General features: G+C 73.2%; 24 protein-coding genes and 1 tRNA gene. 9 read left to right on the top strand and 16 right to left on the bottom strand.

Features of this window, described 5'->3' with window-relative positions; translation table 11 throughout:
- Nucleotides 1–10: 10 nt before the first annotated feature.
- The 7 genes from AB0F03_RS12835 to pdhA all read right to left on the bottom strand — a co-directional run bounded on the left by AB0F03_RS12835 (nucleotide 11) and on the right by pdhA (nucleotide 8,142).
- Nucleotides 11–991 (bottom strand): NAD(P)H-quinone oxidoreductase, encoded by a 981-nt coding sequence (locus AB0F03_RS12835; RefSeq protein WP_361989755.1) that lies wholly within the window; start codon nucleotides 989–991, stop codon nucleotides 11–13.
- A 29-nt stretch (nucleotides 992–1,020) separates the two neighbouring features.
- Nucleotides 1,021–2,118: a potassium channel family protein gene (locus AB0F03_RS12830; protein ID WP_361989753.1), complete on the bottom strand. Its 1,098-nt coding sequence runs from the start codon at nucleotides 2,116–2,118 to the stop codon at nucleotides 1,021–1,023.
- A complete protein-coding gene (locus AB0F03_RS12825) occupies nucleotides 2,115–3,518 on the bottom strand; it encodes a molybdopterin molybdotransferase MoeA (RefSeq protein WP_361989750.1) in 1,404 nt (467 codons plus the stop codon). Before AB0F03_RS12825 ends, AB0F03_RS12830 begins: the two co-directional genes overlap by 4 nt.
- Nucleotides 3,515–4,426 carry an NTP transferase domain-containing protein gene (locus AB0F03_RS12820; RefSeq protein ID WP_361989747.1) on the bottom strand — a complete coding sequence of 304 codons (912 nt, stop codon included), beginning with the start codon at nucleotides 4,424–4,426 and terminating at the stop codon, nucleotides 3,515–3,517. The genes AB0F03_RS12825 and AB0F03_RS12820 overlap by 4 nt, the downstream gene beginning before the upstream one ends.
- 118 nt (nucleotides 4,427–4,544) lie before the next feature.
- Complete coding sequence (locus tag AB0F03_RS12815) at nucleotides 4,545–5,987, bottom strand: dihydrolipoamide acetyltransferase family protein (protein WP_361989744.1); 1,443 nt, start codon at nucleotides 5,985–5,987, stop codon at nucleotides 4,545–4,547.
- Nucleotides 5,987–6,991 carry an alpha-ketoacid dehydrogenase subunit beta gene (locus AB0F03_RS12810; RefSeq protein WP_361989741.1) on the bottom strand — a complete coding sequence of 335 codons (1,005 nt, stop codon included), beginning with the start codon at nucleotides 6,989–6,991 and terminating at the stop codon, nucleotides 5,987–5,989. The genes AB0F03_RS12815 and AB0F03_RS12810 overlap by 1 nt, the downstream gene beginning before the upstream one ends.
- The gene (pdhA, locus tag AB0F03_RS12805) at nucleotides 6,988–8,142 is read right to left on the bottom strand and encodes a pyruvate dehydrogenase (acetyl-transferring) E1 component subunit alpha (protein ID WP_361989738.1); all 1,155 of its coding nucleotides are present in this window, start codon (nucleotides 8,140–8,142) and stop codon (nucleotides 6,988–6,990) included. Before pdhA ends, AB0F03_RS12810 begins: the two co-directional genes overlap by 4 nt.
- 190 nt (nucleotides 8,143–8,332) lie before the next feature.
- Here pdhA and AB0F03_RS12800 point away from each other — a divergent pair, with 190 nt between their 5' ends.
- A complete protein-coding gene (locus AB0F03_RS12800) occupies nucleotides 8,333–8,815 on the top strand; it encodes an Lrp/AsnC family transcriptional regulator (protein WP_361990007.1) in 483 nt (160 codons plus the stop codon).
- A 2-nt stretch (nucleotides 8,816–8,817) separates the two neighbouring features.
- On the opposite strand, the gene AB0F03_RS12795 is transcribed toward AB0F03_RS12800, so the two are convergent.
- Both AB0F03_RS12795 and AB0F03_RS12790 read right to left on the bottom strand, forming a co-directional pair.
- On the bottom strand, nucleotides 8,818–9,405 hold the full coding sequence (locus tag AB0F03_RS12795) for a TetR/AcrR family transcriptional regulator (protein ID WP_361989735.1): 588 nt from the start codon (nucleotides 9,403–9,405) through the stop codon (nucleotides 8,818–8,820).
- Nucleotides 9,402–10,916 (bottom strand): 3-hydroxyacyl-CoA dehydrogenase, encoded by a 1,515-nt coding sequence (locus tag AB0F03_RS12790; RefSeq protein WP_361989732.1) that lies wholly within the window; start codon nucleotides 10,914–10,916, stop codon nucleotides 9,402–9,404. Before AB0F03_RS12790 ends, AB0F03_RS12795 begins: the two co-directional genes overlap by 4 nt.
- Nucleotides 10,917–11,075: 159 nt before the next feature.
- Here AB0F03_RS12790 and paaN point away from each other — a divergent pair, with 159 nt between their 5' ends.
- The gene (gene paaN, locus AB0F03_RS12785; protein ID WP_361989729.1) at nucleotides 11,076–12,767 is read left to right on the top strand and encodes a phenylacetic acid degradation protein PaaN; all 1,692 of its coding nucleotides are present in this window, start codon (nucleotides 11,076–11,078) and stop codon (nucleotides 12,765–12,767) included.
- A 99-nt stretch (nucleotides 12,768–12,866) separates the two neighbouring features.
- Here paaN and AB0F03_RS12780 read toward each other — a convergent pair whose 3' ends face one another.
- The 3 genes from AB0F03_RS12780 to AB0F03_RS12770 are packed head-to-tail and all read right to left on the bottom strand — an operon-like array spanning nucleotide 12,867 to nucleotide 15,576.
- Nucleotides 12,867–13,622 carry a TrmH family RNA methyltransferase gene (locus AB0F03_RS12780; RefSeq protein WP_361989726.1) on the bottom strand — a complete coding sequence of 252 codons (756 nt, stop codon included), beginning with the start codon at nucleotides 13,620–13,622 and terminating at the stop codon, nucleotides 12,867–12,869.
- Complete coding sequence (locus AB0F03_RS12775; RefSeq protein ID WP_361989724.1) at nucleotides 13,619–14,830, bottom strand: HTTM domain-containing protein; 1,212 nt, start codon at nucleotides 14,828–14,830, stop codon at nucleotides 13,619–13,621. The genes AB0F03_RS12780 and AB0F03_RS12775 overlap by 4 nt, the downstream gene beginning before the upstream one ends.
- Nucleotides 14,827–15,576, bottom strand: coding sequence for a DUF5819 family protein (locus tag AB0F03_RS12770; RefSeq protein WP_361989721.1), 750 nt, complete (start codon nucleotides 15,574–15,576; stop codon nucleotides 14,827–14,829). The genes AB0F03_RS12775 and AB0F03_RS12770 overlap by 4 nt, the downstream gene beginning before the upstream one ends.
- Before the next feature lie 527 nt (nucleotides 15,577–16,103).
- On the opposite strand from AB0F03_RS12770, the gene paaA reads away from it, so the two are divergent.
- From paaA to AB0F03_RS12745, 5 genes are read left to right on the top strand one after another with little or no spacing between them, the layout of a single operon-like run.
- Nucleotides 16,104–17,117 (top strand): 1,2-phenylacetyl-CoA epoxidase subunit PaaA, encoded by a 1,014-nt coding sequence (paaA, locus tag AB0F03_RS12765; RefSeq protein WP_361989718.1) that lies wholly within the window; start codon nucleotides 16,104–16,106, stop codon nucleotides 17,115–17,117.
- The gene (paaB, locus tag AB0F03_RS12760; RefSeq protein ID WP_356819018.1) at nucleotides 17,114–17,401 is read left to right on the top strand and encodes a 1,2-phenylacetyl-CoA epoxidase subunit PaaB; all 288 of its coding nucleotides are present in this window, start codon (nucleotides 17,114–17,116) and stop codon (nucleotides 17,399–17,401) included. The genes paaA and paaB overlap by 4 nt, the downstream gene beginning before the upstream one ends.
- A 56-nt stretch (nucleotides 17,402–17,457) precedes the next feature.
- Complete coding sequence (paaC, locus tag AB0F03_RS12755) at nucleotides 17,458–18,159, top strand: 1,2-phenylacetyl-CoA epoxidase subunit PaaC (RefSeq protein WP_361990005.1); 702 nt, start codon at nucleotides 17,458–17,460, stop codon at nucleotides 18,157–18,159.
- Nucleotides 18,153–18,710: a 1,2-phenylacetyl-CoA epoxidase subunit PaaD gene (paaD, locus tag AB0F03_RS12750; RefSeq protein WP_361989715.1), complete on the top strand. Its 558-nt coding sequence runs from the start codon at nucleotides 18,153–18,155 to the stop codon at nucleotides 18,708–18,710. Before paaC ends, paaD begins: the two co-directional genes overlap by 7 nt.
- Nucleotides 18,710–19,774 (top strand): 2Fe-2S iron-sulfur cluster-binding protein, encoded by a 1,065-nt coding sequence (locus AB0F03_RS12745; protein WP_361989712.1) that lies wholly within the window; start codon nucleotides 18,710–18,712, stop codon nucleotides 19,772–19,774. Before paaD ends, AB0F03_RS12745 begins: the two co-directional genes overlap by 1 nt.
- 172 nt (nucleotides 19,775–19,946) lie before the next feature.
- Here the strand turns inward: AB0F03_RS12745 and AB0F03_RS12740 are convergent, their stop codons facing one another.
- The 4 genes from AB0F03_RS12740 to AB0F03_RS12725 form a co-directional block, all read right to left on the bottom strand.
- Nucleotides 19,947–20,276: a rhodanese-like domain-containing protein gene (locus AB0F03_RS12740; protein ID WP_361990002.1), complete on the bottom strand. Its 330-nt coding sequence runs from the start codon at nucleotides 20,274–20,276 to the stop codon at nucleotides 19,947–19,949.
- An 84-nt stretch (nucleotides 20,277–20,360) separates the two neighbouring features.
- Entirely contained in the window at nucleotides 20,361–21,173 is an 813-nt protein-coding gene (locus AB0F03_RS12735) for a hypothetical protein (RefSeq protein ID WP_361989710.1), read from the bottom strand.
- Between the two features lie 204 nt (nucleotides 21,174–21,377).
- Nucleotides 21,378–22,805: a DUF2252 domain-containing protein gene (locus tag AB0F03_RS12730; protein WP_361989999.1), complete on the bottom strand. Its 1,428-nt coding sequence runs from the start codon at nucleotides 22,803–22,805 to the stop codon at nucleotides 21,378–21,380.
- Between the two features lie 275 nt (nucleotides 22,806–23,080).
- A tRNA-Leu gene (locus tag AB0F03_RS12725) sits at nucleotides 23,081–23,164 on the bottom strand.
- Nucleotides 23,165–23,606: 442 nt separating this feature from the next.
- On the opposite strand from AB0F03_RS12725, the gene AB0F03_RS12720 reads away from it, so the two are divergent.
- Together AB0F03_RS12720 and AB0F03_RS12715 are read left to right on the top strand one after the other, a co-directional pair.
- A complete protein-coding gene (locus tag AB0F03_RS12720; RefSeq protein WP_361989708.1) occupies nucleotides 23,607–24,473 on the top strand; it encodes a DUF3662 and FHA domain-containing protein in 867 nt (288 codons plus the stop codon).
- Nucleotides 24,474–24,483: 10 nt separating this feature from the next.
- The gene (locus tag AB0F03_RS12715; RefSeq protein ID WP_361989705.1) at nucleotides 24,484–25,020 is read left to right on the top strand and encodes an FHA domain-containing protein; all 537 of its coding nucleotides are present in this window, start codon (nucleotides 24,484–24,486) and stop codon (nucleotides 25,018–25,020) included.
- Nucleotides 25,021–25,139 lie beyond the last annotated feature (119 nt).

Below are 25,139 nucleotides of genomic sequence, written 5' to 3'. Positions count from 1 at the left end.
CCGCTTTCCGTTACGGCGCCACCAGGAGCACCTTGCCGATGTGGCCGCTCGCCTCCACCAGGTGGTGGGCCTCGGAAGCCTGGGGCATCGGCACTTCGCGGTCGACGACCGGGCGGACGTGACCGTCGGCGAGCAGCGGCCACACGTGTTCGCGTACGGCGGCGACGATGGTCGCCTTCTCGTCCAGCGGACGGGCGCGCAGCGAGGTGGCGCTGACCGCGGCACGCTTCGCCAGGAGCGCGCCGATGTTCAGCTCGCCCTTGGTGCCGCCCTGCATACCGATGATGGCGAGGCGCCCGTTGACGGCGAGGGCCTGGACGTTGCGGTCCAGGTACTTGGCGCCCATGTTGTCGAGGATGACGTCGGCGCCCGCGCCGTCGGTGGCTTCCTTGATCTCGGCGACGAAGTCCTGCTCGCGGTAGTTGATCAGCACGTCGGCGCCCAGCTCGGCGCAGAAGTCCAGCTTCTCCTTCGTGCCGGCGGTCACCGCGACCCTGGCACCGAGGGCCTTGGCCAGCTGGATCGCCATGGTGCCGATGCCGCTGGAGCCGCCGTGCACCAGCAGCGTCTCGTCGGGCCGCAGGTGGGCGACCATGAACACGTTGGACCAGACCGTGCAGGCCACCTCGGGCAGAGCCGCGGCCTGCCGGAGGTCGACGCCCCGGGGGACGGGCAGCAGCTGTCCGGCCGGTACGGCGACCTTCTCGGCGTAGCCGCCGCCGGCGAGCAGCGCGCACACCTCGTCCCCGACGGACCAGCCGGACACCCCGGGGCCGAGCGCGGCGATCCGGCCGGAGCACTCCAGGCCGGGATAAGGGGAAGCGCCGGGCGGCGGGTCGTAGAAGCCCTGCCGTTGCATGATGTCGGCGCGGTTGACGGCGCTGGCCACCACCTCGACCAGCACCTCGCCCTCGCCGGGCACCGGATCGGGGACCTCGTCCCACACCAGAGCCTCGGGACCGCCAGGTTGGGGAATCGTGATCGCATGCATGCGGGTGACGCTACCCCCCGTGGGCTCCGTCACCCGTGTGGGAGGGGGCGGGTGTCCGGGGTGGTCCGGGCGCCGGGCGTGACGCGGACGATGGTGATGAGCCGGTCCGTCAGCTGGAGGGTGCCGAGCGACGGATCGTCGTAGCCGAGCACGCGGTGTCCGCGGACGACGCTGACCACGAGGTCGTCCGTCTCGCGCGGCTTCCTGCCGACCTCGCCGCGGACGACCGGCCGTTCGACGATGTCCAGCCCGCTGCCCTGCTGGATCAGGTCCTCCATCACCATCCCGGCGGCGGGGCTGAGCACGGAGAGCCCCAGCAGCCGGCCGGCCGCGCTGGCGCTGGTGATGACCGCGTCCGCTCCGGACTGCTTGAGCAGCGGGGCGTTCTCCTCCTCGCGCACCGCGGCCACGATCTTGGCGCCGCGGTTGAGCTGGCGGGCGGTCAGCGTGACGAGGACGGAGGTGTCGTCGCGCTGCGGAGCGATGATGATCTGCCGGGCCCGGTGCACCTCCGCCCGCCTGAGCACGTCACTGCGGGTGGCATCGCCCATGACACCGGCGTAGCCCTCGGCGGTGGCCGCGTCGACCGCCTTGGCGCTGGGGTCGACGACGACCACCTGTTCCTTCCTCAGCCCGGTCGCGCAGACGGTCTGGACGGCCGACCGTCCCTTCGTGCCGAAGCCGACGACGACGGTGTGGTCGCGCAAGGTGGACCTCCAGCGGTTCAGGCGCCATTCCTCCCGGGTGCGCTCGGTGAGGACCTCCAGCGTGGTGCCGACCAGGATGATCAGGAACAGCACGCGCAGGGGTGTGATCACGAAGATGTTGGTGAGCCGGGCGCTGTCACTGACCGGGGTGATGTCGCCGTACCCGGTGGTGGAGAGGGTGACGGTCGCGTAGTAGAACGCGTCGAGCAGGTCCACCGAGCCGTCGGAGTCGTCGTGGTAGCCGTCGTGGCCGGCGTAGACGACTAACGCGGTGACGACCAGCACCAGCAGGGCCATGAACAGCCGCTCGACGACCTGGCGGATGGGCCGCTCCACGACTTTTCTGGGGAGTCTCACCCGATGGGTCGCCAGATGCTCGCCCGCCTGGCGGGCGATGGCGTCCTGACCCGGAAGTTTCACGTGAAACACACCCCGATGCCGGCGGTCGCCCACGGCAGGTCCAGCAGCTCCGTCTCCTCGCCCTGCCGGGCCCCGCCCGGCGGTACGACGGCCAGCGCGTCGGCCGCGGCGATACCGCGGAGCATGGCCGGGCCGCTGTAGTGCAGCGGTACGGCATGGTCACCACGCAGCACCACGGGGACGAGCCGGGTGTCGTACGGATGCCCGTGCACCGCCTCCCGCAGCGGCAGCGTGTACGGCTCGGGGGCGGGACGGGCGGCGAGGGTGCGCAGCAGCGGCTCGGCGAGCGTGAGCAGGCCGGAGACGGCGGCGAGCGGGTTGCCGGGCAGCCCGACGAGATGCTGGTTCTCCTTGGTGCGGGCCAGCAGCATCGGGTGGCCGGGGCGCACCTTGACGCCGTCGACGAGGAGTTCGGCGCCGATGCGTTCCAGGACCGGGTGGACGTGGTCCACGGGTCCGGCCGCGGTGCCGCCCGTGGTGACGATGAGATCGGCGCCGGAGGAGGTGACCGCCTTGCGGAGCGCCCGGGCGTCGTCACCGAGCCGGCGTACGGCGACGACCTCGGCGCCGAGCGCCCGCAGCCAGGGCGGCAGCATGGGGCCGAGCGCGTCCCGGATGAGCCCGTCGTGCGGGAGTCCCCCGGTCAGCAGCTCGTCGCCGAGGACGAGGACCTCGGCCCGGGGGCGGGGTACGGCGGTGACCGTGTCGTATCCGGCCGCTGCGGCCAGGCCCAGGACGGCCGGGGTGACCAGGGTGCCGACGGGCAGCAGCTGGTCACCGCTGCGGCACTCCTGGCCGCGGGGGCGGATGTCCTGGCCGTGGAGCATGTCGCGGGTGGCGTGCAGGCGGCCCTGGGCGTCGGTACGGCCGTGCTCGGCGCGCAGGACGGCGGTCGTGTCGGCGGGGATGCGGGCGCCGGTGGCGATACGGACCGCCTCGCCGTCGGTCAGCGGCTCGGGCTGGGCGTGCCCGGCGAGCACGCCCTCGGCCCGTACCTGCCAGGGGCCGGGTCCGGCGACGGCCCAGCCGTCCATCGCGGAGGTGTCGAAGGAGGGCAGGTCGGTCAGCGCGTCGAGGGGGGCGGCCAGGACCAGTCCCAGGGCGTCACCGAGTGGGACGGAGACGGGGGTGCGGCGGGCACCGGCGGGCGCCGCTGTGCTGTTCGGGGCGGGGGGGCGGGCGGCGCGGGCGGCGATCTCGCGGGCCCGGGGCCAGGCCGTGGCCCCGTGCCGCTCGGCGGGCTGTCCGCCGGACGGCGGCGGGGCCGGGACGGGCGCGTGGCCCTCGCTGTCGTCCCCGGCTTCCCGGGGGGCTTCCCTCACGAGGGCCAGGGCCTCCTCGACGTCGAGGTCGTCGTCATCCTCGGCGGCCGCCTGGGCCCGGGTGCCGGGGGCGGTCATCCGGCGTCCGGGGCGCTCGGGCCCCCGCTGTTCTCTTCCGTGCCCCCGTCGCTCTCCTCAGCCCACCGCAGGGCCAGCGCGGCGGCCTTGCGGGTGGCCTCCGCGACGGCCTCGGGGCCGCCCAGGCCCTGGGCCGCGGCGTAACCGACGAGGAACGTGGTCAGCGGGGCGGCGGGCCGGGCCACGCCGTGCGCGGCGTCACGGGCCAGGTCGAGCAGGGCGCCGGTGTCGACGTCCAGGTCGATGCCCAGCTCGTTCTTGACTGCGGAGATCCATTCGTCCAACACGTGCCCATGCTCCCTGATGTGTGCCCTGGCATGGGCGATGTCGTCCCAGGTGTCGCAGTCGAAGGACGCCTGCGCATCCGGGACGCGGGTGAGGCGGAGGGCGCCCGTCAGCCGGCGCAGGGGCAGCCCGGAGAGGCCGTCGGGCGTGGCGGCGAGGGCGGTCAGCTCGCGGCGGAGCGCGGCGGTGCGGTAGGCGGCCACGAGCGGCTGCTCACGGCCGTCGGCGTCGGTGAGCAGCGCACCGTCGGCGCCGGTGTCCCGAAGGGCGGTAAGCAGCCGCTGGACGGTGGCTTGCTGAAGGAACGGCAGGTCGGCGGAGAGGACGACGGTGTGCGCGGCGGCGGTGAGCCGCAGGCCGGCCGCCAGCGCGGCGACCGGTCCGCCGCCGGACGGCTCCTCGCGCGCCCAGCGCACCGGCCGGACGGTGGGCCGGGGCGCGGCCACCACGACGGTCGTCCGGGCGCCCGCGCAGGCCGCGAGCACCCGGTCCAGGAGCGTACGGCCGCCGACCCGGAGACCGGGTTTGTCGGCCCCGCCGAGCCGCCGGGCGCCGCCGCCGGCCAGTACGACGGCGTCGTACGGCGCGGGCGCCCCGGGCGTGGCGGGGGTGGTGTCGGTCACCCTCCGAGTATGTCCTGCCGGCTTCTCCTTCCGGTGTTGGCGTACGTCACACCGTGCGCCTGCTCACCTCGCACGGGGTGCGCTCACGTGTCTCGCGGGGTGCGTCCACGAGACGCGCTCACAGGGTGCGCAGCAGCACCGCCGGCTGTTCCACGCAGTCCGCCACGTACCGCAGGAAGCCGCCCGCCGTGCCGCCGTCGCACACCCGGTGGTCGAAGGTGAGCGAGAGCTGCACGACCTGACGGACGGCCAGCTCGCCGTCGTGCACCCAGGGCTTGGCGACGATGCGGCCGACGCCGAGCATGGCCGCCTCGGGGTGGTTGATGATCGGGGTGGATCCGTCGACGCCGAACACCCCGTAGTTGTTCAGGGTGAAGGTGCCGCCGGTGAGTTCCCCCGGCGTGAGCTTTCCCGCACGGGCCGCTTCGGTGAGGCGGGCGAACTCGGCGGTCAGCGACTCGGCGTTTCGCGCGTGGGCGTCCCGGACCACCGGTACGACCAGTCCGCGTTCGGTCTGGGCGGCGAACCCGAGGTGGACGCGGTCGAGCCGGACGACCTCGCGGGCGTCGGTGTCGACGAAGGAGTTCAGCTCGGGGAACCGGGCCAGGGCGGCCGTGCTGATGCGGGCGAGCAGCGCGAGGAGGGAGATCTTCGGGCCCCCGGCCGCGTTGACCGCCGCGCGGGCACGCAGCAGCTCGGTCGCGTCGGCGTCGACCCAGCAGGTCGCGTCGGGGATCTCCCGGCGGCTGCGGGAGAGCTTGTCCGCGACGGCACCGCGCACTCCCTTGAGCGGAACGCGGACCTCGCCCCCGGCCGGGGCCACGGCGGGCACGCCTACGGCCGTCTCCTCGGCCGCCGGTGCCCGCCCGGCCTCGGCCCGCAGCACGCCCTCGACGTCCGCGCGCAGGATGAGTCCGTCCGGCCCCGAGCCGGCCAGCTGCCGCAGGTCCACCCCGTTGTCACGGGCGAGCCGGCGCACGAGGGGCGAGATCACGGGGACCGGCCCGTCGGCGGACGCGGGGGGCGGGGCGGTCACGGGGGTGGGTGCGGGTGCCGTGGTGGCCACGCGTGCGTGGACGCCCGTCGAGGCATTCCCGCGCGCCGCGGCCTGCCCGTTGTGGGCGCCGTGCCCAGAACCGGCGCCCTGTCCGGGGCCTCCGTCCTCGCTGTGCCCGGTCGTCGTACCTGCCGTCGCCGTGCCCGTCCCGGTCACCGTCCCGGTCGTCGCCGTCCTGACCCGGCGCCTCCGTGCCGCCGGTGCCTGGGTGCCGTAGCCGACCAGGACATTTCCGGAGCCCTCGGGTTCCGCCGTCGCTTCCCCCACGGCCACCGTCAGCAGCGGGGCACCGACGGGCACTTCGGCCCCCTCGTCGCCGAAGCGGGCGGTGACCACGCCGCCGTAGGGGCAGGGCACCTCGACCATCGCCTTGGCCGTCTCGACCTCGACCACCGGCTGGTCGACGGCGACCACGTCACCGACCTGGACCAGCCAGCGCACGATCTCCGCCTCGGTGAGTCCCTCGCCGAGGTCGGGCAGCTTGAATTCCAGTACCTGGGCCATCAGCCCTCGGCCTCCCATTGCAGCCGGGCCACGGCGTCCAGGATGCGGTCGACGCCGGGCAGGTGGTGCCGCTCCAGCATCGGCGGCGGATACGGGATGTCGAACCCGGCCACGCGCAGCACCGGCGCCTCCAGGTGGTGGAAGCAGCGCTCGGTGATCCGGGCCGCGATCTCCCCGCCCGGGCCGCCGAACCCGGTGGCCTCGTGCACGACGACCGCGCGTCCGGTGCGCCGGACGGCCGCGCAGACCGTCTCGTCGTCGAACGGCACCAGCGAGCGCAGGTCGACGACCTCCAGGTCCCAGCCCTCGGCCCGGGCGGCCTCGGCCGCCTCCAGACAGACCGGGAGCGAGGGGCCGTAGGTGATGAGCGTGGCGCTGTGGCCCGGCCGCCGGACCACGGCCCGGCCGATGGGTTCGACGTCCGTGGGCTGCTCGGGATTCCAGGCGTCCTTCGACCAGTACAGCCGCTTGGGCTCCAGGAAGACGACCGGGTCGTCGGAGGCGATGGCCCGGCGCAGCAGTCCGTAGGCGTCGGCGACGGTCGCCGGTGTGACGACGTGCAGGCCCGGGGTGGCCATGTAGTAGGCCTCGGAGGAGTCGCTGTGGTGCTCGACGCCGCCGATGCCGCCGCCGTAGGGGACGCGGACGGTGATCGGCAGGGGCATCCTGCCGCGGGTGCGGTTGCGCATCCGGGACACATGGCTGATCAGCTGCTCGAACGCCGGGTAGGCGAAGGCGTCGAACTGCATCTCCACCACGGGCCGCAGGCCGTACATGGCCATGCCGACGGCGGTGCCGAGGATGCCGGCCTCGGCGAGCGGGGTGTCGGTGCAGCGGTCCTCGCCGAACTCCTTGGCGAGCCCGTCGGTGACCCGGAAGACACCGCCGAGGGTGCCGACGTCCTCGCCCATGACGTGCACGGCGGGGTCGGCGGCCATCGCGTCGCGCATCGCGCGCGTGAGGGCCTGCGCCATGGTGGCGGGCTTGACGGCCACGGTGGTCATCGGGCGTCGCCTTCCTGCGTGCCGTGCTGCTCCTGCTCGGCCTCCAGCTCGGCCCGCAGCAGGGCGCGCTGCTCCCGCAGCTGCGCGGTGCTCTCGGCGTAGACGTGGTCGAAGAGGTCCATGGGCTGGAGTTCGGGATCCCGGTTCATGCGTTCCCGCAGGTCGGCGGCCATCGTCTCGGCGTCCTGCCGGGCGGCCTCGATCCCGGCCCCGTCGAGCAGCCCGCGCGTGGTCAGTTCGCGCTCCAGCAACTGGACCGGGTCGTGCGCGCGCCAGGCCTCGACCTCGGCGTCGCCGCGGTAGCGGGTGGCGTCGTCGGCGTTGGTGTGGGCGTCGATGCGGTACGTCACCGCTTCCACCAGGGTCGGACCGCCGCCGGCGCGTGCGTGCCGTACGGCGTCGCTGAGGACCTCGTGCACGGCCGCGGCGTCGTTGCCGTCGACCAGCCGGCCCGGCATGCCGTACCCGACGGCCTTGTGGGCCAGGGAGGGCGCGGCGGTCTGCTTGGCGAGCGGGACCGAGATGGCGAAGCCGTTGTTCTGCACCAGGAAGACGACCGGCGCCTGCCAGACCGCGGCGAAGTTCATCGCCTCGTGGAAGTCGCCCTCGCTGGTGCCGCCGTCACCGACCATGGCCAGCGCGACCACGTCGTCGCCCTTGAGGCGGGCGGCGTGGGCCAGGCCGACGGCGTGCGGCAGCTGGGTGGCGAGCGGGGTGCTGAGCGGGGCCACCCGGTGGGTGTGGGGGTCGTAGCCGTTGTGCCAGTCACCGCGCAGCAGGGTGAGCACCTCCACGGGGTCCACGCCGCGGGCGACGACGGCGAGCGTGTCGCGGTAGCTCGGGAAGAGCCAGTCGCGCTCCTCCAGGGCCAGCGCGGCGGCGACCTCGCAGGCCTCCTGACCGGTGGTGGACGGGTAGACGGCGAGCCGGCCCTGTTTGGTCAGCGCGGTGGCCTGCGTGTTGTAGCGGCGCCCGCGCACCAGCTGGGTGTACAGCCGGCGCAGCAGGTCCGGGTCGGCCTCTGCGGCCGCCTCGGTGCCGAGGACGCGGTAGGGCTCGGCGTCGGGCAGCAGCGGCGCGGGGTCCATACGGGGCTGCCAGGCGGGCGGCGGCGAAGGCCGGTACGCGCCCCGCTGCTCCAGAACCGTCATGACGGCACCTCCTCGTGGGAGCGGCTACGGGAGGCGTGTCGGATGTGACCCGCCTCACCAACCGATTGTTCGGTCGCCGACGCATTTTGGCTACAGGCACCGTCAGGCTGTGGACAAACGGTTCTGCACAGCCTGCAATGAACGCAGGACGTCCACGGCGACCGAGCGGGGGGACATGGGACCTGAACAAATGGCCGACGGGCCGCAGGAGGGGGCCCTGCTGCCGGCCCGTCCGCTCGACGCCATCGACCAGGACATCCTGAAGATCCTCCAGGCCGACGGCCGGGCCTCGATACGGTCCGTCGCCGAACGCGTGCACGTCTCGCGCGCCAACGCCTACGCCCGCATCAACCGGCTCGTCGAGGACGGGGTCATCCGGGGCTTCAGCGCGCGCGTCGACCACGAGCGCGCGGGCCACAGCACATCGGCGTACATCACCCTGAAGATCGTCCAGAACTCCTGGCGCACGGTCCGCGAGCAGCTCAGACTGCTGCCCGGCGCCTCCCACATCGCGCTGGTGGGCGGTGACTTCGATGTGCTGCTGCTGGTGCACACGCCCGACAACAAGGCGCTGCGCGAGCTGGTGCTCACCCGGCTCCAGGCGATCCCCGAGGTGCTCAGCACCCGCACCCTGCTGGTCTTCGAGGAGGAGGACCTGGAGCCGGACGGCTGAGGTCAGCTGCGGCGCAGCCCCGAGAACACCAGCCGGACGACGGCGTCGGACACGTCACGGGCGCTCGCGCCGCGCGGGTCCGGCCGGTACCACTCCACGATCGAGTTGATCATCCCGAAGACCAGCCGGGTGGCCAGGCGGACCTCCACGTCGCCGCCCACGTCCCCCTCGGCGGTGGCCGCCTTGAGCAGCTCGGCGACCCGGTGGTCGAAGTCGCGGCGCCGCTCCAGCGCCCACCGCTCGGTGGCGGTATTGCCGCGCACGCGCAGCAGCAGGGTCACATAGGGCAGCTCGGCTATCAGCACCTCGACCATGCGGCGCACGACGTGCTCCAGCCGGTCGGCGGGGCGCCCCACGCGCGCGTGCTCCTCGTCCAGAATGGCGAACAGGCCGTCCAGGGCGCGGCTGACGGCGCGGCGCAGCAGTTCCTCCTTGCCGCTGACGTGGTGGTAGATCGACGACTTGGAGATCCCGGCCGCCTTGGAGAGGTGCTCCATGGAGGTGCCGTCGTAGCCGCGCTCGTTGAAGACGCGGACGGCGACGGCGAGCAGCGTCTCGGGGGTGTACGTGTCGCGCCTGGCCGTGGTCATGAGGTGCCCTCCCGCTGGTCGGTGGCATACGCGTGGCGGTACAGCGCGAGGGAGGGCGCATACCGTCCGGAGGGGTCGCGGTCGTGCATCTCGTACAGGATGTCGAAGGCGAAGCCGGAGCCGAGCCTGCGGTCCCACTCGAAGGGGCCGAGCGGGTAGTTGACGCCCAGGCGCATCGCGGTGTCGATGTCCTCCTCGGTGGCCACGCCCTTGGCGACGGCGTCGTGGGCGAGGTCGATGATCCGGGCGACCGTGCGGGCGACGATCATGCCGGGCACGTCACCGATGACGCTGACCTCCTTGCCGAGCGCCTGGAACAGGCCGGTGGCCTCGGCGAGGGCCTGCGGCGAGGTGTCCTGGGAGGCGGAGAGGGCGATGCGGGTGGCCGTGCGGTAGTCCAGGGCGAGGTCGAAGTGGACGACGTCCCGGGACTCCACGGAGGTCCGGCCGTCGGCGAGGACCAGCCGGCCGCCGCCGGGGAGCACCAGGCGGGTGTCGTCGTACGCGTCCTCCGCGCGGACCTCGATGCCCGCCTCCCGGATCAGCTCGATCAGCCCGGCCGCCGGGCCCAGGCCGCCCTCGACGACGACGTGGGCGGGCGGCTGCTCCCGGTCGGCGGTGTGCGGCCGGGGCCGCTCGGCACCCTCGGTGTGGTCGTACCAGCCGTGCCCGCTCTTGCGGCCGAGCCGGCCCGACTCCACCAGCCGGCGCTGGGCCAGGGACGGGGTGAAGCGCACGTCCTGAAAGAAGGACTGCCACACCGAGTGCGTGACGGACTCGTTGACGTCCTGGCCGATGAGGTCGGTCAGCTCGAACGCGCCCATCCGGAACCCGCCGCACTCGCGCAGGACCGCGTCGACGGTCGCGGGGTCGGCGGCCTGGGCCTCGTGGACCGCGAACGCCTCGGCGTAGAACGGCCGGGCGATGCGGTTGACGATGAAGCCCGGGGTGTCCGCGCAGGCCACCGGGGTCTTGCCCCAGGCGCGGGCGGTCTCGTACGCGCGCGTGGCCGACGTGACGTCGGTGGCGGACCCGGAGACCACCTCGACCAGCGGCAGCAGTGGTGCCGGGTTGAAGAAGTGCAGGCCGACGAAGCGTCCGGGGTGGCGCAGGGCGCCGCCGACGGCCGTCACCGACAGCGAGGAGGTGTTGGTGGCGAGCAGGCAGTCCTCGGCGACGATGTCCTCCAGCTCGCCGAAAAGCCGCTGTTTGACGTCGAGCCGCTCCAGGACGGCCTCCACGACGAGCGCGCAGTCGGCCAGCTCCGTGAGGCCGTCCGCGGGCCGGAGGCGAGCACGGGCCGCGTCCCGGCCGGCGTCGGTGAGCCGGCCCTTGGCCACCAGCCGGTCGAGGCGCGCGCCGATCGCGTCGGCCGCGTCCCGGGCCCGCCCGGGGACGGCGTCGTACAGCCGCACGGGATGGCCGGCGACCAGCGCGACCTGGGCGATTCCCTGGCCCATGGTGCCGGTGCCGACGACGGCCACGGGGCTGCTGAGGTCGATTGCTGTCATGTGCGCGATCCTCCCGCACGGGGTTTTCCACAGATGCGGCGGACCCCCTTGTCCCGACCGATCGTTCGGTTACTCTAGCTCTGACTGCCCCATCCCGCTGCTCTTTCTGCCAGGTCGTGAACTCGACGAAGAGTTCTCCAGACGAGGAGTTGGTCCCGCATGGCCGCCGAACTGACCGCGCACGAGTTGACCGCGAAGCACCGGCCCACTCTCGACCAGGCCCTGGAAACGATCCGCACGCGCGCGTACTGGTCCCCGCACCCCGAGCACCCCAAGGCGTACGGCGAGCACGGCAGCCTGGACGCGGCGGCGGGCAAGGCCGCCTTCGACGCCCTGCTGGGCACCCGCCTGGACCTCGGCCAGCCCGGTACGGACGACTGGGTGGGCGGTGAGGTCTCGCCGTACGGCGTCGAGCTGGGCGTGACCTACCCGCACGCGGACATCGACGTGCTGTTGCCGGCCATGCGGGCCGGACAGCGGGCGTGGCGGGACGCCGGCCCGGAGGTGCGGGCGGTGGTCTGCCTGGAGATCCTCAAGCGGATCAGCGACCGCACGCACGAGTTCGCGCACGCCGTGATGCACACCAGCGGCCAGGCGTTCATGATGGCGTTCCAGGCGGGCGGCCCGCACGCCCAGGACCGCGGCCTGGAGGCGGTGGCGTACGCGTTCGCGGAGCAGGTCCGCACGCCCGACGCGGCGGAGTGGAGCAAGCCGCAGGGCAAACGGGACCCGCTGACCCTCACCAAGCGGTTCACCCCGGTCCCGCGCGGGATCGCCCTGGTCATCGGCTGCAACACCTTCCCCACCTGGAACGGCTACCCGGGTCTGTTCGCCTCCCTGGCCACCGGCAACGCGGTCCTGGTCAAGCCGCACCCGCGCGCGGTGCTGCCGCTCGCGCTGACCGTGCAGGTCGCCCGGGATGTGCTGGCCGGGGCCGGCTTCGACCCGAACCTGGTCGCGCTGGCCGCCGAGCGCCCCGGTGAGGGCGTCGCCAAGACCCTCGCCACCCGTCCCGAGATCAGGATCATCGACTACACCGGGTCGACGTCCTTCGGCGACTGGCTGGAGACCAACGCCCACCAGGCGCAGGTCTACACGGAGAAGGCCGGCGTCAACACGGTGATCGTGCACTCCACGGACGACTACAAGGGCATGCTGTCCAACCTGGCGTTCTCGCTGTCCCTGTACAGCGGCCAGATGTGCACCACCCCGCAGAATCTGCTGATCCCCCGGGACGGCATCACCACCGACCAGGGCCCCAGGACGTTCGACGAGGTCACCGCCGACCTCGCCCGCGCGGTGGACGGCCTGCTCGGTGACGACGCGCGTGCGAACGCCCTGCTCGGCGCGATCGTCAACCCGGACGTCAAGGCCCGCCTGGAGGCGGCGGCCGGCCTCGGCGAGGTCGCCCTGGCCTCCCGCGAGATCACCAACCCGGAGTTCCCGGACGCGGTGGTCCGCACCCCCGTCATCGTGAAGCTCGACGGCGCCAAGCCGGACGACGAGGCGGCCTACATGAGCGAGTGCTTCGGCCCCGTCTCCTTCGCCGTCGCCGTCGACTCGGTGACGGACGCGGTGGAACTGCTGCGCCGCACGGTCCGGGAGAAGGGCGCGATGACGGTCGGCGCGTACACCACCGACGCCGACACCGAGCGCGCCGTCGAGGAGGTCTGCCTGGAGGAGGCGGCCCAGCTCTCCCTGAACCTGACCGGCGGGGTCTACGTCAACCAGACCGCCGCGTTCTCCGACTTCCACGGCTCGGGCGGCAACCCGGCGGCGAACGCGGCCCTGTGCGACGGCGCGTTCGTGGCCGGCCGCTTCCGGGTGGTGGAGGTCCGCCGGGAGGCGTAGACGCACTCTCCTCACCGGCCGGGTGCCGCGGGCCGTCACAGCGGACGGGCGGCCCGGGTGCGCCCTGTGCGCACAGCCGGGCCGGCACGGGGCAGTCGGCTAGCGCGCGTCCCCGGGGGTGCCGTTGGCGCTCCAGTGGTACAGCGTCATCGCCACACTGGTGGCCAGGTTGTAGCTGGAGACCTGAGGGCGCATCGGCAGGCGCAGCAGGTGGTCGGCGCGGGCCCGCAGCTCCGTCGAGAGGCCGGTGCGTTCCGAGCCGAAGGCCAGGACGGCGTCGTCGGGCAGCCGGGTGCCGCGGATGTCCTCGCCCTCCGGGTCGAGGGCGAACAGCGGGCCGGCGGGCAGGTCGGCGACGTCGAGGTGTTCCACGGTGGTCGCGAAGTGCAGGCCCGCGCCGCCGCGCACCACCGTCGGATGCCACGGGTCGAGCGTGCCCGTGGTGACCACACCGGTGGCCCCGAAGCCGGCGGCCAGCCGGATCACGGCACCGGCGTTGCCCAGGTTGCGGGGGTTGTCCAGGACCACGACGGGCGCGGTGCGGGGTGTACGGGCGAGCGCCCGCAGACCGGCCGCGCGCGAGGGCCGTACGGCGAGCGCGGCCACGCCGGTGGGATGCGGGCGCGGGACGAGGCCGGCGTACGCCGGTCCGGGTACCTCCGTCAGCAGGGCGGCCAGCGTGTCCCGTACGTCCCCGGCCAACTCCTCGGCGAGAGCGAGAGCGGCCTCCCGGTCGGTGGTGACCGCGACCGGCACCTCGGCCCCGAAGCGCAGCGCGTGCTTCAGGGCGTGGAAGCCGTCGAGCAGCACGGCGTCCTCCGCGTGCACGCGCCAGCGGGCCAGGGGATCGGTCATGCGCTGAACCCTACGCGGCCCGGTGCGGCCTCCTCCGGAGAGCGTGGCGGGGGCACCGCAGGGCCGCCGCGCCGCACGAGCCGTGCCCGCGCGCCTGCCACCAGGCCGCCCAGCCGGCGCAGGAAGCCCGTCGGCAGGAACACCGCGTCCGCCGCGATCATCGCCAGCGAGAAGAACGGCAGGCCGAGGACGACCGCGATCACCGCGTGCTCGGTCATCATCAGCACCAGCAGGACGTTCTTGACCCGCCGGTTGAACAGGGTGAACGGGAAGGCGACCTGCACCATGACGGTCCCGTAGGCCGCGACCATCATGATCGTCCCGCTGGAGGACATCAGGTCGGCGAGTCCGGGCCAGGGCGAGAAGTAGTCCAGGTGGAGCGGATAGTAGACGGCGGTGCCGTCCTGCCAGCGCGAGCCCTGGATCTTGTACCAGCCGGCCGTGGCGTAGATCAGGCAGGCCTCCGCCATGATCACGGCCAAGGCCCCGTTGTGCAGGACGTTGGTGATGACGTCCAGCAGGATCCGGGGCTGGTCCCAGGCCTGTCGGCGGCCCGCGGCCCACCACAGGCCGAGCGCCGCCCAGGCCGTCCACAGCAGCGCGGGAATCAGCCAGCCGTTGTCGAAGCGGCCGGTCAGCGTGACCGCGCCGAGCGCCGCGCCGAGCACCGCCCACAGCACCGGCCCCACCCGGTCGGCGGCCACGCGCACGCCGCGCGCGCGTGCCGCCGCGGCGCGGGCCGCGCGCCGCGCGTCGAGGGACCACACCTGGCCGCAGCGCGTGAACACCAGGTAGAAGGACATCAGGTGCAGGACGTTGTCACCGCCGTCGCCGACGAAGACGCTGCGGTTCTGGAGGGACAGCACACCCACCATGAACAACAGGGAGGCGGCCCGGGTGCGCCAGCCGAGCAGCAGGGCGGCGCTCGCGAGGATCGCCAGCGTGTAGCAGCACTCGAACCAGAGCCGGCTGTCGGACCACAGCAGCGCCGTGAAGGCGTGGTTGTCGGCCGTCAGCTGCTTGGCGAGGTTCCAGCCCCACGGGCCGGTGGGACCGTACAGCTCCCGGCGGTGGGGGAACTCGCGCAGCAGGAAGAGCAGCCAGGTCAGCGAGAAGCCGATCCGGATCACGGCGCTCTGGTAGGGGCCGAGGGCCGCCTCGGTGACCCGGGCGACACCGCGTGACAGTGTCACGGACAGCTCGTTCACCGCACGCCCCCCGCCGCCTCGTCGGCCGTCAGGGACCACCAGGGCATCTGACGGTAGACCGGCTTGTCGGAGACCCGTTCGCGGCTCCACGCCGGCGGCTGGACGTTGGTCGTGCTGGAGCGGACCTGCACGCGCTGGATCACACCTTCCCGGCTCGTCGGATCGTCGCGGTACAGGCGCATCACCACGATCCGCCGCAGGTACTGCTCGGAGAGAGAGCCGCGCAGGCCCACCGGGCGGTTGTCGGCGCCGTGCGTGGCCGCGAAGTAGTCCCAGGCCCGGCGCAGCTCGTTCTGCTGGGTGTGGCTGGGCACCAGGTTGCCGTCGATGGCGGCGCCGTCCTGGGCGGAGAGGTCGGTCCAGCCGGTGGTGCGCACGCCGCCGTCGCGCAGGTGCACCTGGGCGCGCACCTGGACGGCGATGTTCTGCTGGAGCGGGTTCGGCGCGAACAGTTTCCAGTTCTGCTCGAACTCCGGATAGAGCCACTCCTCTATCGCCTTGCCGTGCTGCTTGGTCACCGTGTTGGCGGGCGCGAGGCTGAGGAACACCATCAGCACGTGCACGCAGGCGGCGACGGCGACCACCGCGAGCGCCACGGCCGCGCCCACCTGGTAGCGGGGGGAGAGCGCGGCGACCCCGGCGCGGGGCGGGGGCGGCACGTGCTGCGGCGGCTCCTCCGGGAGACGCGTCCCGGCCGACCCGTCCGGGGCCCGCGGGCCCCTCGGGTCCTCGTCGTACGCGTCCATGTGGCCCCGTCCCCCGTTTCGGCTCATGCGGTCGGCTCGGTCGTCCCGCTCGGTCGGTTCGTCCGCTCGGTCATGCGTCCCGCTCGGTCCTACGGCCCGGCCGGTCGTACGGCCCGGCCGCCCGGCCCAGCGGTGCGGCTGAGCGGGACGGCCCGGTGGCGCCGCGCCCGGCACAGGCGTCGCATGCCTCACGAGCGCCACGTTCTCGGCGCTCGACGGAACGGTACTCAGCCCCGGGCACCGGGCACAGCCCCGGGTAGGGGCCCGGCACGGGTGGATACCGCCACGCGGTGCGGGTCCGGCCTCGCCCGGCCGGTCTCAACGAGCGTGCCCGGGCCCGCCCAGGCCGGTCCCCGGCCTGCTCGTGGGCGTTGTCCACAGGGGGCCGGTCGAGTTTTCCACAGCGGTTGACACCCCGTGGCGGCCCGGCACACCATGGATGCGCACGAACCGAACGATCGGTCGGGACATGGTGACGGCCCGATCGGGACAGTGCTCACCGCAGAGCCCGAGGTCAGGGGGACCGCATGGCCACAGCAGCCGCGCAGCGCACGGCCCGTACGGAAGCGGACGGCGCCCGCACCGTCGACACGACGGCCTACCAGAGCGCCTTCGACGCGGCCGTGGCCGCCGACGAACGCATCGAACCGCGTGACTGGATGCCCGACGCCTACCGGGCGACGCTGGTCCGGCAGATCGCCCAGCACGCGCACTCCGAGATCATCGGCATGCAGCCGGAGGCCAACTGGATCACCCGCGCGCCCTCCCTGCGCCGCAAGGCGATCCTGATGGCCAAGGTCCAGGACGAGGCCGGCCACGGCCTGTACCTGTACAGCGCGGCCGAGACCCTCGGCACCAGCCGCGACGAGCTGCTCGGCAAGCTGCACTCCGGCCGCCAGAAGTACTCCTCGATCTTCAACTACCCAACGCTGACCTGGGCCGACGTCGGCGCGATCGGCTGGCTGGTGGACGGCGCCGCGATCACCAACCAGGTCCCCCTGTGCCGCTGCTCCTACGGCCCGTACGCCCGAGCGATGGTGCGGATCTGCAAGGAGGAGTCCTTCCACCAGCGCCAGGGCTACGAGCTGCTGCTGGCCCTGAGCAACGGCACCCCCGAGCAGCACGCGATGGCACAGGACGCGGTGGACCGCTGGTGGTGGCCGTCACTGATGATGTTCGGCCCGCCCGACGACGAGTCCCAGCACTCCGCACAGTCGATGGACTGGAAGATCAAACGTCACTCCAACGACGAACTGCGCCAGCGCTTCGTCGACATCTGCGTCCCGCAGGCCGAGTCCCTGGGCCTCACCCTCCCCGACCCGGACCTGCGGTGGAACGAGGAGCGGGGACACCACGACTTCGGCGCGATCGACTGGACCGAGTTCTGGGACGTCCTCAAGGGCAACGGCCCGTGCAACGAACAGCGGATCACCCAGCGAAGGCGCGCCCACGACGAGGGCGCATGGGTACGGGAAGCGGCCGCGGCCTACGCGGCCAAGCACACCGGCACCGCCGGTGAGACGGGAGCGACGCGAGCATGAGCACCACCGACTGGCCGCTGTGGGAGGTCTTCGTGCGCTCCCGGCGCGGCCTCTCCCACACCCACGCCGGCAGCCTGCACGCCCCCGACGCCGAGCTGGCCCTGCGCAACGCCCGCGACCTGTACACCCGGCGCGGCGAGGGCGTCTCGATCTGGGTGGTGCCGGCCGCCTCGATCACCGCGTCGTCACCGGACGAGAAGGACCCGTTCTTCGAGCCGGCCGCCGACAAGCCCTACCGGCACCCGACCTTCTACGCGATCCCGGAAGGGGTGAAGCACCTGTGACCGCCACCGGCCCCGCCACCGACCCGGTGACCCCGACCGGCCCGGCCGCCGTCCCGGTGACCGCCGCGCTCGCCCTCGGGGACGACGCCCTGGTGCTCTCCCACCGCCTGGGGGAGTGGGCCGGGCACGCCCCGGTCCTGGAGGAGGAGGTCGCCCTCGCCAACATCGCCCTGGACCTGCTCGGCCAGGCGCGGGTGCTGCTGTCACTCGCCGGTGACGAGGACGACCTGGCCTACCTCCGCGAGGAGCGCGCCTTCCGCAACCTCCAGCTCGTCGAACAGCCGAACGGCGACTTCGCGCACACCATCGCCCGCCAGCTGTACTTCTCCGTCTACCAGCAGTTGCTCTACGGGGAACTGTCGACCGGGGACGGCCCGTTCGCGCCGCTCGCCGCCAAGGCGGTCAAGGAGGTCGCCTACCACCGCGACCACGCCGAGCAGTGGACGCTGCGGCTCGGTGACGGCACACCGACCAGCCACGAGCGGATGCAGCGGGCCTGCGACGCGCTGTGGCGGTTCACCGGGGAGATGTTCCAGCCGGTCGAGGGCCTGGACGCCGACTGGCCGGCGCTGGAGGCCCGCTGGCTGGAGTACGTCGGTGACGTGCTCGGCCGGGCCACCCTCACCGTCCCCCAGGGACCGCGCACCGGGGCCTGGGCGGCCGGCGCCGGCCGGCAGGGCCTGCACACCGAATCGTTCGGGCGGATGCTCGCCGAGATGCAGCACCTGCACCGCAGCCATCCGGGGGCGTCATGGTGACCGCTACCGCCCTGGAGGCGGAGCTGCTGGAGCTGGCCGGCGCGGTGCCCGACCCCGAACTGCCCGTGCTCACCCTGCGGGAGCTGGGTGTACTGCGCGCGGTACGGGTGCGCGGCGCGGACGCGGTGGACGTCGACCTGACCCCGACCTACACCGGCTGCCCGGCCGTCGAGGCGATGAGCGTCGACATCGAACGGGCCCTGCGCGCCCACGGGATGCGTGAGGTGACCGTCCGTACCGTGCTCACGCCCGCCTGGTCGACCGACGACATCACCCCCGAAGGACGGCGCAAGCTCCAGGAGTTCGGCATCGCACCCCCGCGCCTGCACGCCGCCTCGGGGCCGGTCCCGCTGGCCCTCGGCCCGACCCGCACGCACGGCACGGAGACCGGCACCGGGACCGTCACGCGGGGCGCGGCGGAGCCGGTCCGCTGCCCGCACTGCGGCTCGGCCGACACCGAGCTGCTGAGCCGGTTCTCCTCCACCGCCTGCAAGGCACTGCGCCGCTGCCTGGCCTGCCGTGAACCGTTCGACCACTTCAAGGAGTTGTGATGGCGCGCTTCCACCCGCTCCCGGTGGCCGCGGTCGACCCGCTCACCGACGACTCCGTCGCCCTCACCCTCAGCGTTCCGCCCGGGCTGCGCGAGGAGTACCGGCACCGGCCCGGCCAGCATCTCGCGCTGCGCCGACGGGTCGACGACACGGAGATCCGGCGCACCTACTCGATCTGCTCCCCCGCACCCGACCCGGCCGGCGGAGGCCCGGACACCCTGCGGGTGGGGGTGCGGCTGGTCGAGGGCGGTGCCTTCTCCTCGTACGCCCTGAAGGAGATCGCCGTCGGTGACGAGCTGGAGGTCATGACCCCGGCGGGCCGCTTCACCCTGGACCCGGCGCCGGGGCTGTACGCGGCGGTGGTCGGTGGCAGCGGCATCACCCCGGTGCTGTCCATCGTCACCACGCTGCTGGCGCGCGAGCCCGCGGCCCGGTTCTGCCTGATACGCAGCGACCGCACGGCCGCCTCGACGATGTTCCTGGAGGAGGTCGCCGATCTGAAGGACCGCTACCCCGAACGGTTCCAGCTGGTGACCGTGCTCTCCCGGGAGGAGCAGCAGGCGGGCCTGCCGTCGGGCCGGCTGGACCGGGAGCGGCTAGTGGGGCTGCTGCCCGCGCTGCTGCCGGCGAAGCGGGTGGTGGGCTGGTTCCTCTGCGGGCCGTACGGGCTGGTCGAGGACGCGGAACGGGCATTGCGCGAGCTGGGCGTGGACCGGTCGCGGATCCACCAGGAGATCTTCCACGTGGACGCGGGGAGCGCCACGGTGGTCACCGCCTCGGCTCCCGCGCACAGCACCGTCACCGCGCGGCTGGACGGACGCGGCGGCACCTGGCCGGTGCGGGAGGGCGAGTCGCTGCTGGAGACGGTGCTGCGCAACCGGTCCGACGCGCCCTACGCCTGCAAGGGCGGGGTGTGCGGGACGTGCCGGGCCTTCCTGGTCTCGGGCGACGTCCGCATGGACCGCAACTTCGCCCTGGAGAAGGAGGAGACGGAGGCCGGGTACGTGCTGGCCTGCCAGTCGCACCCACTGACGGAGACGGTGGAGCTGGACTTCGACCGCTGACCGGCGCCGCACCGGGACCGGTGGACGGGACGGCACCGGAAACCGCGGCTGAGCACGTCCGGCGCCGCGACCACGGCCGACCACCCGCGGCACCGGACCCACGGCCGACCGGGCCGGCACCGGACCCACGGCTGACCACGCCCGGCACCGCGATCACGGCCGTCCGGGTCGGTTACAGGACGAAGCCCGGCTTGCCGTCGTCGGTGATCACCGGACGGCCACTGGCGTGCCAGTGCTGCATGCCGCCGTCGACGTTCACCGCGTCGATGCCCTGCTGGACCAGGTACATGGTCACCTGGGCCGAGCGGCCGCCCGAGCGGCAGATGACGTGGACGCGGCCGTCCTGCGGGGCGGCCTCGGTCAGCTCGCCGTACCGGGCCACGAACTCACTGATGGGAAGGTGCAGCGCTCCCTCGGCGTGACCCGCCTGCCACTCGTCGTCCTCGCGGACGTCCAGCAGGAAGTCGCCGTCCTTGAGGTCGGTGACCGGGACCGTGGGCACACCAGCTCCGATATTCATGACTCCGACGCTACCCGAAGGACAGGACCGGGCGGCCCAGGACGGTACGGCTCAGGACGGAACAGCTCAGGCCTGCCCCAGCAGGCCCGCCAGTTCCGCCTCCCGCTCGGCGATGTCGGCGCGCAGCCGGCCGGCGATCTCGTCGAGCAGGCCGTCCGGGTCGTCGGGGGCGAGGCGGAGCATGCCGGCGATGGCGCCGTCCTCCAGCTCGCGGGCGACGTAGGTGAGCAGTTCCTTGCGCTGGGCCAGCCACTCCAGGCGGGCGTACAGCTCCTCGGCGGGGCTCGGCCGCCGCTCGGGCGGCACCGGGCCGGCCGCCCATTCCGCGGCCAGCTCCTTGAGCAGGGGCGCGTCGCCGCGGGCGTAGGCCGCGTTGACCCGTGAGAGGAACTCCTCGCGCCGCTTGCGCTCCTCGTCCTCCTGCGCCAGGTCGGGGTGGGCCTTGCGGGCCAGCTCGCGGTAGAGCTTGCGGGCCTCCTCGCTGGGCCGTACCCGCTGCGGGGGACGTACCGCCTGGTCGGTGAGCATGGCCGCGGCCTCCGGGAAGAGGCCGTCACCGTCCATCCAGCCGTGCAGCAGCTCCTCCACGCCCGGGATCGGCAGGACGTGGGCGCGGGCCTCAGCGGCCCGCCGGATGTCCTCGGGGTCCTGGGTGCGGGCGGCCTTCGCCTCGGCGATCTCCGCGTCGAGTTCCTCGATACGCAGGTAGAGCGGGCCGAGGCGCTGCTCGTGCAGGCGGGAGAAGTTCTCGACCTCGACGCGGTAGGTCTCCACGGCGATCTCGAACTCGATCAACGCCTGCTCGGCGGCCCGTACGGCCTGTTCCAGCCGCTCCTCGGGACGCGGCGCCTGGGACTGATCGGCTTCCGGGGTCGTCACCCGCCCAGACTAGCCGCTGCGCCCCGCGCGGACCGGCACGCACCGGGGGCCGGGCCGGCCGGACCGCGCCGGGTGACCACGCGGGGGACACCAGTGGGGCTCTCCCCGCAGGGAGGCAGCACCTCCAGGGGAAGTCTTGATTCCGCTTGTCGTGGCGGAACCGGCCCGCTCCCCTCACACCCCCGTCGCGCCCTCACACCCCGATCACACCCCCGACTCGGCCGCGATCCGTCCCGCCCGGATGCCCGCGACCAGGTCGGCGTGGTCCGCCTCGGTGCGGTCGGCGTAGGCGACGGCGAAGCCGGCCACCGCCTCGTCCAGCTCCTCGTTCTTCCCGCAGTACCCGGCGATCAGCCGCGGGTCGGCGCTGTGGGAGTGGGCGCGGGCCAGCAGGGCGCCGGTCATGCGGCCGTAGTCGTCGACCTGGTCGGCGGTGAGCGCGGCCGGGTCGACGCTGCCCTTGCGGTTGCGGAACTGCCGCACCTGGTACGGCCGCCCCTCGACGGTCGTCCAGCCCAGCAGAACGTCGCTCACCACCTGCATCCGCTTCTGCCCGAGGACCACCCGGCGCCCCTCGTGCGCCACCGGCGGCGCCTCGAAACCGGCCGTGACCAGGTGCGGGACGAGCGCCGACGGGCGCGCCTCCTTCACCTGGAGCACCAGCGGCTCCCCGCGGTGGTCCAGCAGCAGCACGACGTAGGACCGGGTGCCGACGCTGCCGGTACCGACCACCCGGAAGGCCACGTCGTGGACCGCGTGCCGGGCGAGCAGCGGGTGCCGGTCCTCGCCGAGGGTGCCGGCGTACGACTCCAGGGAGGCCGCGACGGCCGCCGCCTCGGCGTCCGGGATCTCGCGCAGGACCGGCGGGGCGGCCACGAACCGGCGCCCGCCGTCCGCCACCGTCTCGGTAGACCTGGCCGCGAACCGGCCGCTGGTGTTGCCCCGCGCCTTCTCCGAGACCCGTTCCAGCGTGCCGAGCAGGTCGTGGGCGTCGGTGTGGGAGACCAGTTCCTCGTCGGCGATGGCGTTCCAGGCGTCCAGGACGGGCAGTGCGGCCAGCAGGCGCATGGTGCGCCGGTAGGCGCCGACCGCGTCCCGTGCCGCCGCGCGGCAGGTGTCCTCGTCGGCACCGGTCTCGCGCCCGGCGAGCACCAGGGAGGCCGCGAGCCGCTTCAGGTCCCACTCCCAGGGTCCGTGCACGGTCTCGTCGAAGTCGTTGAGGTCGATGACCAGGCCACCGCGGGCGTCGCCGTACAGGCCGAAGTTGGCCGCGTGCGCGTCGCCGCAGAGCTGGGTGGCGATCCCGGTGACGGGGGTGCGGGCCAGGTCGTACGCCATGAGCCCGGCCGAGCCGCGCAGGAAGGCGAACGGGGTGGCCGCCATCCGGCCCACCCGTATCGGGGTCAGCTCGGGCAGCCGCCCCGCGTTCGACTCGGCCACCGCGCTCACCGCGTCGGGGCGGGCGGAGTCCGGGCCGAGCGTGCGGTGCGCGTCGCGCGGCACGCTCGCCCTGAGGGCCTTGCCCTCCTTCTTCGGCGATCCCTGCGGCGGCCACTGGGCGAAGCCGCGCACCCGGGGCAACGGACGCGCGCCCCGGTCCGCCCCCTCGGCTCCCTCTGACACATCCACCACACCGGTTCCGGTCACCACGACCGCCTCCCCCGCACTCCCGCACGCCTGCCGAACAGGCGTCGGTACCCACACCGACTCGGGGGAGACCGTACAACCGGTGACGGGAACACATCAGGCAACCGCCACATCCTGAGGCCCCGTGAGATAGCTCACCGGAACCACCGGTCCCGGCCGGCTCCGTGGCTGTGCGATGCCTCACACGCCGGGTACAACGAGAAACGGGCCCCACCGTGACTTCCGTCACCGGTGGAGACCCGTTTCATCGGTTCTCACTGTGCGCGAGGGGGGAGTTGAACCCCCACGCCCTTGCGGGCACTGGAACCTGAATCCAGCGCGTCTGCCTATTCCGCCACCCGCGCATTGGGTGTGTCTTCCGTTTCCGGCCCTTGCGGGCTGGCCCCTTCCGACACGCAGAACATTAGCACGTGGGACGGGGTGGAATCACATCCCTTCCCGGCCGCCCCCGGCCGCCGGCCCCCAGGTCCGGTCGCGGCGCGCCCACGGGTCCCAGGCGGTGGCGCGGGTATCAGGGAGACACGGTTCACGTATCAACCTCGTACCGGTCCCGGCCATCTCACCAGGAGGCGGACCGGGTCCACAGCCGGGTGCGGGACACTGGTCTTCGCCCGCCTCTACGATCCATGCCAGCAGGACACGCGCCAGGAGTTCGAAGGGGAGCCGCTGGGGGAACCGGCTGATTGGCGGGCGCGTAGATACGATCAGTGAGCAGTACCGGCAGTACCCGGCAAGGCAGCGGCACACAGCAGGGCAAGACAGCGGCAGGGACGGAGGAGGTGCCCCATGGGAGTCCTGAAGAAGTTCGAGCAGCGTCTCGAAGGTCTGGTGAACGGCACCTTCGCCAAGGTCTTCAAGTCCGAGGTCCAGCCCGTGGAGATCGCCGGAGCGCTCCAGCGGGAGTGCGACAACAACGCCACCATCTGGAACCGTGACCGGACGGTCGTACCCAACGACTTCATCGTGGAGCTGAGCGCGCCCGACCACGAGCGCCTCAGCCCCTACTCCGGGCAGCTCGGCGACGAGCTGGCCGGAATGGTGCGCGACTACGCCAAGCAGCAGCGTTACACCTTCATGGGACCGATCAAGGTCAACCTGGAGAAGGCCGAGGACCTGGACACCGGCCTGTACCGGGTGCGCTCGCGCACCCTCGCCTCCTCCAGCAACCAGCAGGGCCAGGTGCCCGCCGCACCGGCCGGGCGGCCCGGACCCACGGGCGCCGGCGCCCCGGGCGGCTACGGCCCCTCGCCGGCCGCGCCCGCGGGGCCTCCCCCGATGCCGGCGGCACCGCCGCCCGGCGCCCGCCCCGGCGGCTACGGCTACCCGCAGCCCGCCACCCAGCGACCCGCCGCCGCCCCGATGAGCGGCGCGCGCACCCGCTACTGGATCGAGATCAACGGCACCCGCCACCAGATCTCCCGCCCGACGCTGGTGCTGGGCCGCAGCACCGACGCCGACGTGCGGATCGACGACCCCGGCGTCTCCCGCCGGCACTGCGAGATCCGGACCGGAACGCCCTCGACGATCCAGGATCTCGGCTCCACCAACGGCATCGTGGTGGACGGGCAGCACACCACCCGCGCTACGCTCCGCGACGGCTCGCGGATCGTCGTGGGCAGCACCACCGTTATCTATAGGCAAGCCGAAGGGTGAAGCGGGGGCAATGTCAGAGCTGACCCTCACGGTCATGCGGCTGGGTTTCCTGGCCGTACTGTGGCTGTTCGTGATCGTGGCCGTGCAGGTCATCCGGAGCGACCTGTTCGGTACGCGCGTCACTCAGCGCGGATCGCGTAGGGAGGCCGGGCGCCCGCAGCAAGCGGCCCCCCGGCCGCAGACCCGGCAGCAGGCCGCCGCCACGCCCCCGCCCCAGCGCGGGCAGCAGGGCGGCGGCAGGCGTGGCCGCAACGCCCCCTCCAAGCTGGTCGTGACCGAGGGCACCCTCACGGGTACCACCGTCGCGTTGCAGGGCCAGACCATCACCCTGGGCCGGGCGCACGACTCCACCATCGTGCTGGACGACGACTACGCCTCCAGCCGCCATGCCAGGATCTACCCGGACCAGAACGGCCAGTGGATCATCGAGGATCTCGGCTCCACCAATGGCACCTATCTGGACCGGTCCCGGCTGACGACCCCCACACCGATCCCGCTGGGCGCGCCGATCCGCATCGGCAAGACCGCAATCGAGCTGCGGAAGTAGTGCTACGTCATGAGTAAGCGCGAGCGGAGCGAGCACGCAGCGGCAGGCCGCCACCCGGTCTGCGGCGCGCTCCCGACCGGAGGGTGGGCAGTGTGGCTCGACACGACCGGCTGTACCCG

Origin of the sequence: Streptomyces sp. NPDC028722 (assembly GCF_040637655.1) — a bacterium.
GTDB lineage: Bacteria > Actinomycetota > Actinomycetes > Streptomycetales > Streptomycetaceae > Streptomyces.
This window is presented reverse-complemented; position numbering and strand designations above follow the sequence as displayed.

Excerpts from the sequence above, each read along its gene's own strand:
- AB0F03_RS12835 (WP_361989755.1), bottom strand. The coding sequence starts at position 991 with ATGCATGCGATCACGATTCCCCAACCTGGCGGTCCCGAGGCTCTGGTG.
- AB0F03_RS12825 (WP_361989750.1), bottom strand. The coding sequence starts at position 3,518 with ATGACCGCCCCCGGCACCCGGGCCCAGGCGGCCGCCGAGGATGACGAC.
- AB0F03_RS12815 (WP_361989744.1), bottom strand. The coding sequence starts at position 5,987 with ATGGCCCAGGTACTGGAATTCAAGCTGCCCGACCTCGGCGAGGGACTC.
- AB0F03_RS12810 (WP_361989741.1), bottom strand. The coding sequence starts at position 6,991 with ATGACCACCGTGGCCGTCAAGCCCGCCACCATGGCGCAGGCCCTCACG.
- pdhA (WP_361989738.1), bottom strand. The coding sequence starts at position 8,142 with ATGACGGTTCTGGAGCAGCGGGGCGCGTACCGGCCTTCGCCGCCGCCC.
- AB0F03_RS12800 (WP_361990007.1), top strand. The coding sequence starts at position 8,333 with ATGGCCGACGGGCCGCAGGAGGGGGCCCTGCTGCCGGCCCGTCCGCTC.
- AB0F03_RS12795 (WP_361989735.1), bottom strand. The coding sequence starts at position 9,405 with ATGACCACGGCCAGGCGCGACACGTACACCCCCGAGACGCTGCTCGCC.
- AB0F03_RS12790 (WP_361989732.1), bottom strand. The coding sequence starts at position 10,916 with ATGACAGCAATCGACCTCAGCAGCCCCGTGGCCGTCGTCGGCACCGGC.
- paaN (WP_361989729.1), top strand. The coding sequence starts at position 11,076 with ATGGCCGCCGAACTGACCGCGCACGAGTTGACCGCGAAGCACCGGCCC.
- AB0F03_RS12780 (WP_361989726.1), bottom strand. The coding sequence starts at position 13,622 with ATGACCGATCCCCTGGCCCGCTGGCGCGTGCACGCGGAGGACGCCGTG.
- AB0F03_RS12770 (WP_361989721.1), bottom strand. The coding sequence starts at position 15,576 with ATGGACGCGTACGACGAGGACCCGAGGGGCCCGCGGGCCCCGGACGGG.
- paaA (WP_361989718.1), top strand. The coding sequence starts at position 16,104 with ATGGCCACAGCAGCCGCGCAGCGCACGGCCCGTACGGAAGCGGACGGC.
- paaB (WP_356819018.1), top strand. The coding sequence starts at position 17,114 with ATGAGCACCACCGACTGGCCGCTGTGGGAGGTCTTCGTGCGCTCCCGG.
- paaD (WP_361989715.1), top strand. The coding sequence starts at position 18,153 with ATGGTGACCGCTACCGCCCTGGAGGCGGAGCTGCTGGAGCTGGCCGGC.
- AB0F03_RS12745 (WP_361989712.1), top strand. The coding sequence starts at position 18,710 with ATGGCGCGCTTCCACCCGCTCCCGGTGGCCGCGGTCGACCCGCTCACC.
- AB0F03_RS12720 (WP_361989708.1), top strand. The coding sequence starts at position 23,607 with ATGGGAGTCCTGAAGAAGTTCGAGCAGCGTCTCGAAGGTCTGGTGAAC.
- AB0F03_RS12715 (WP_361989705.1), top strand. The coding sequence starts at position 24,484 with ATGTCAGAGCTGACCCTCACGGTCATGCGGCTGGGTTTCCTGGCCGTA.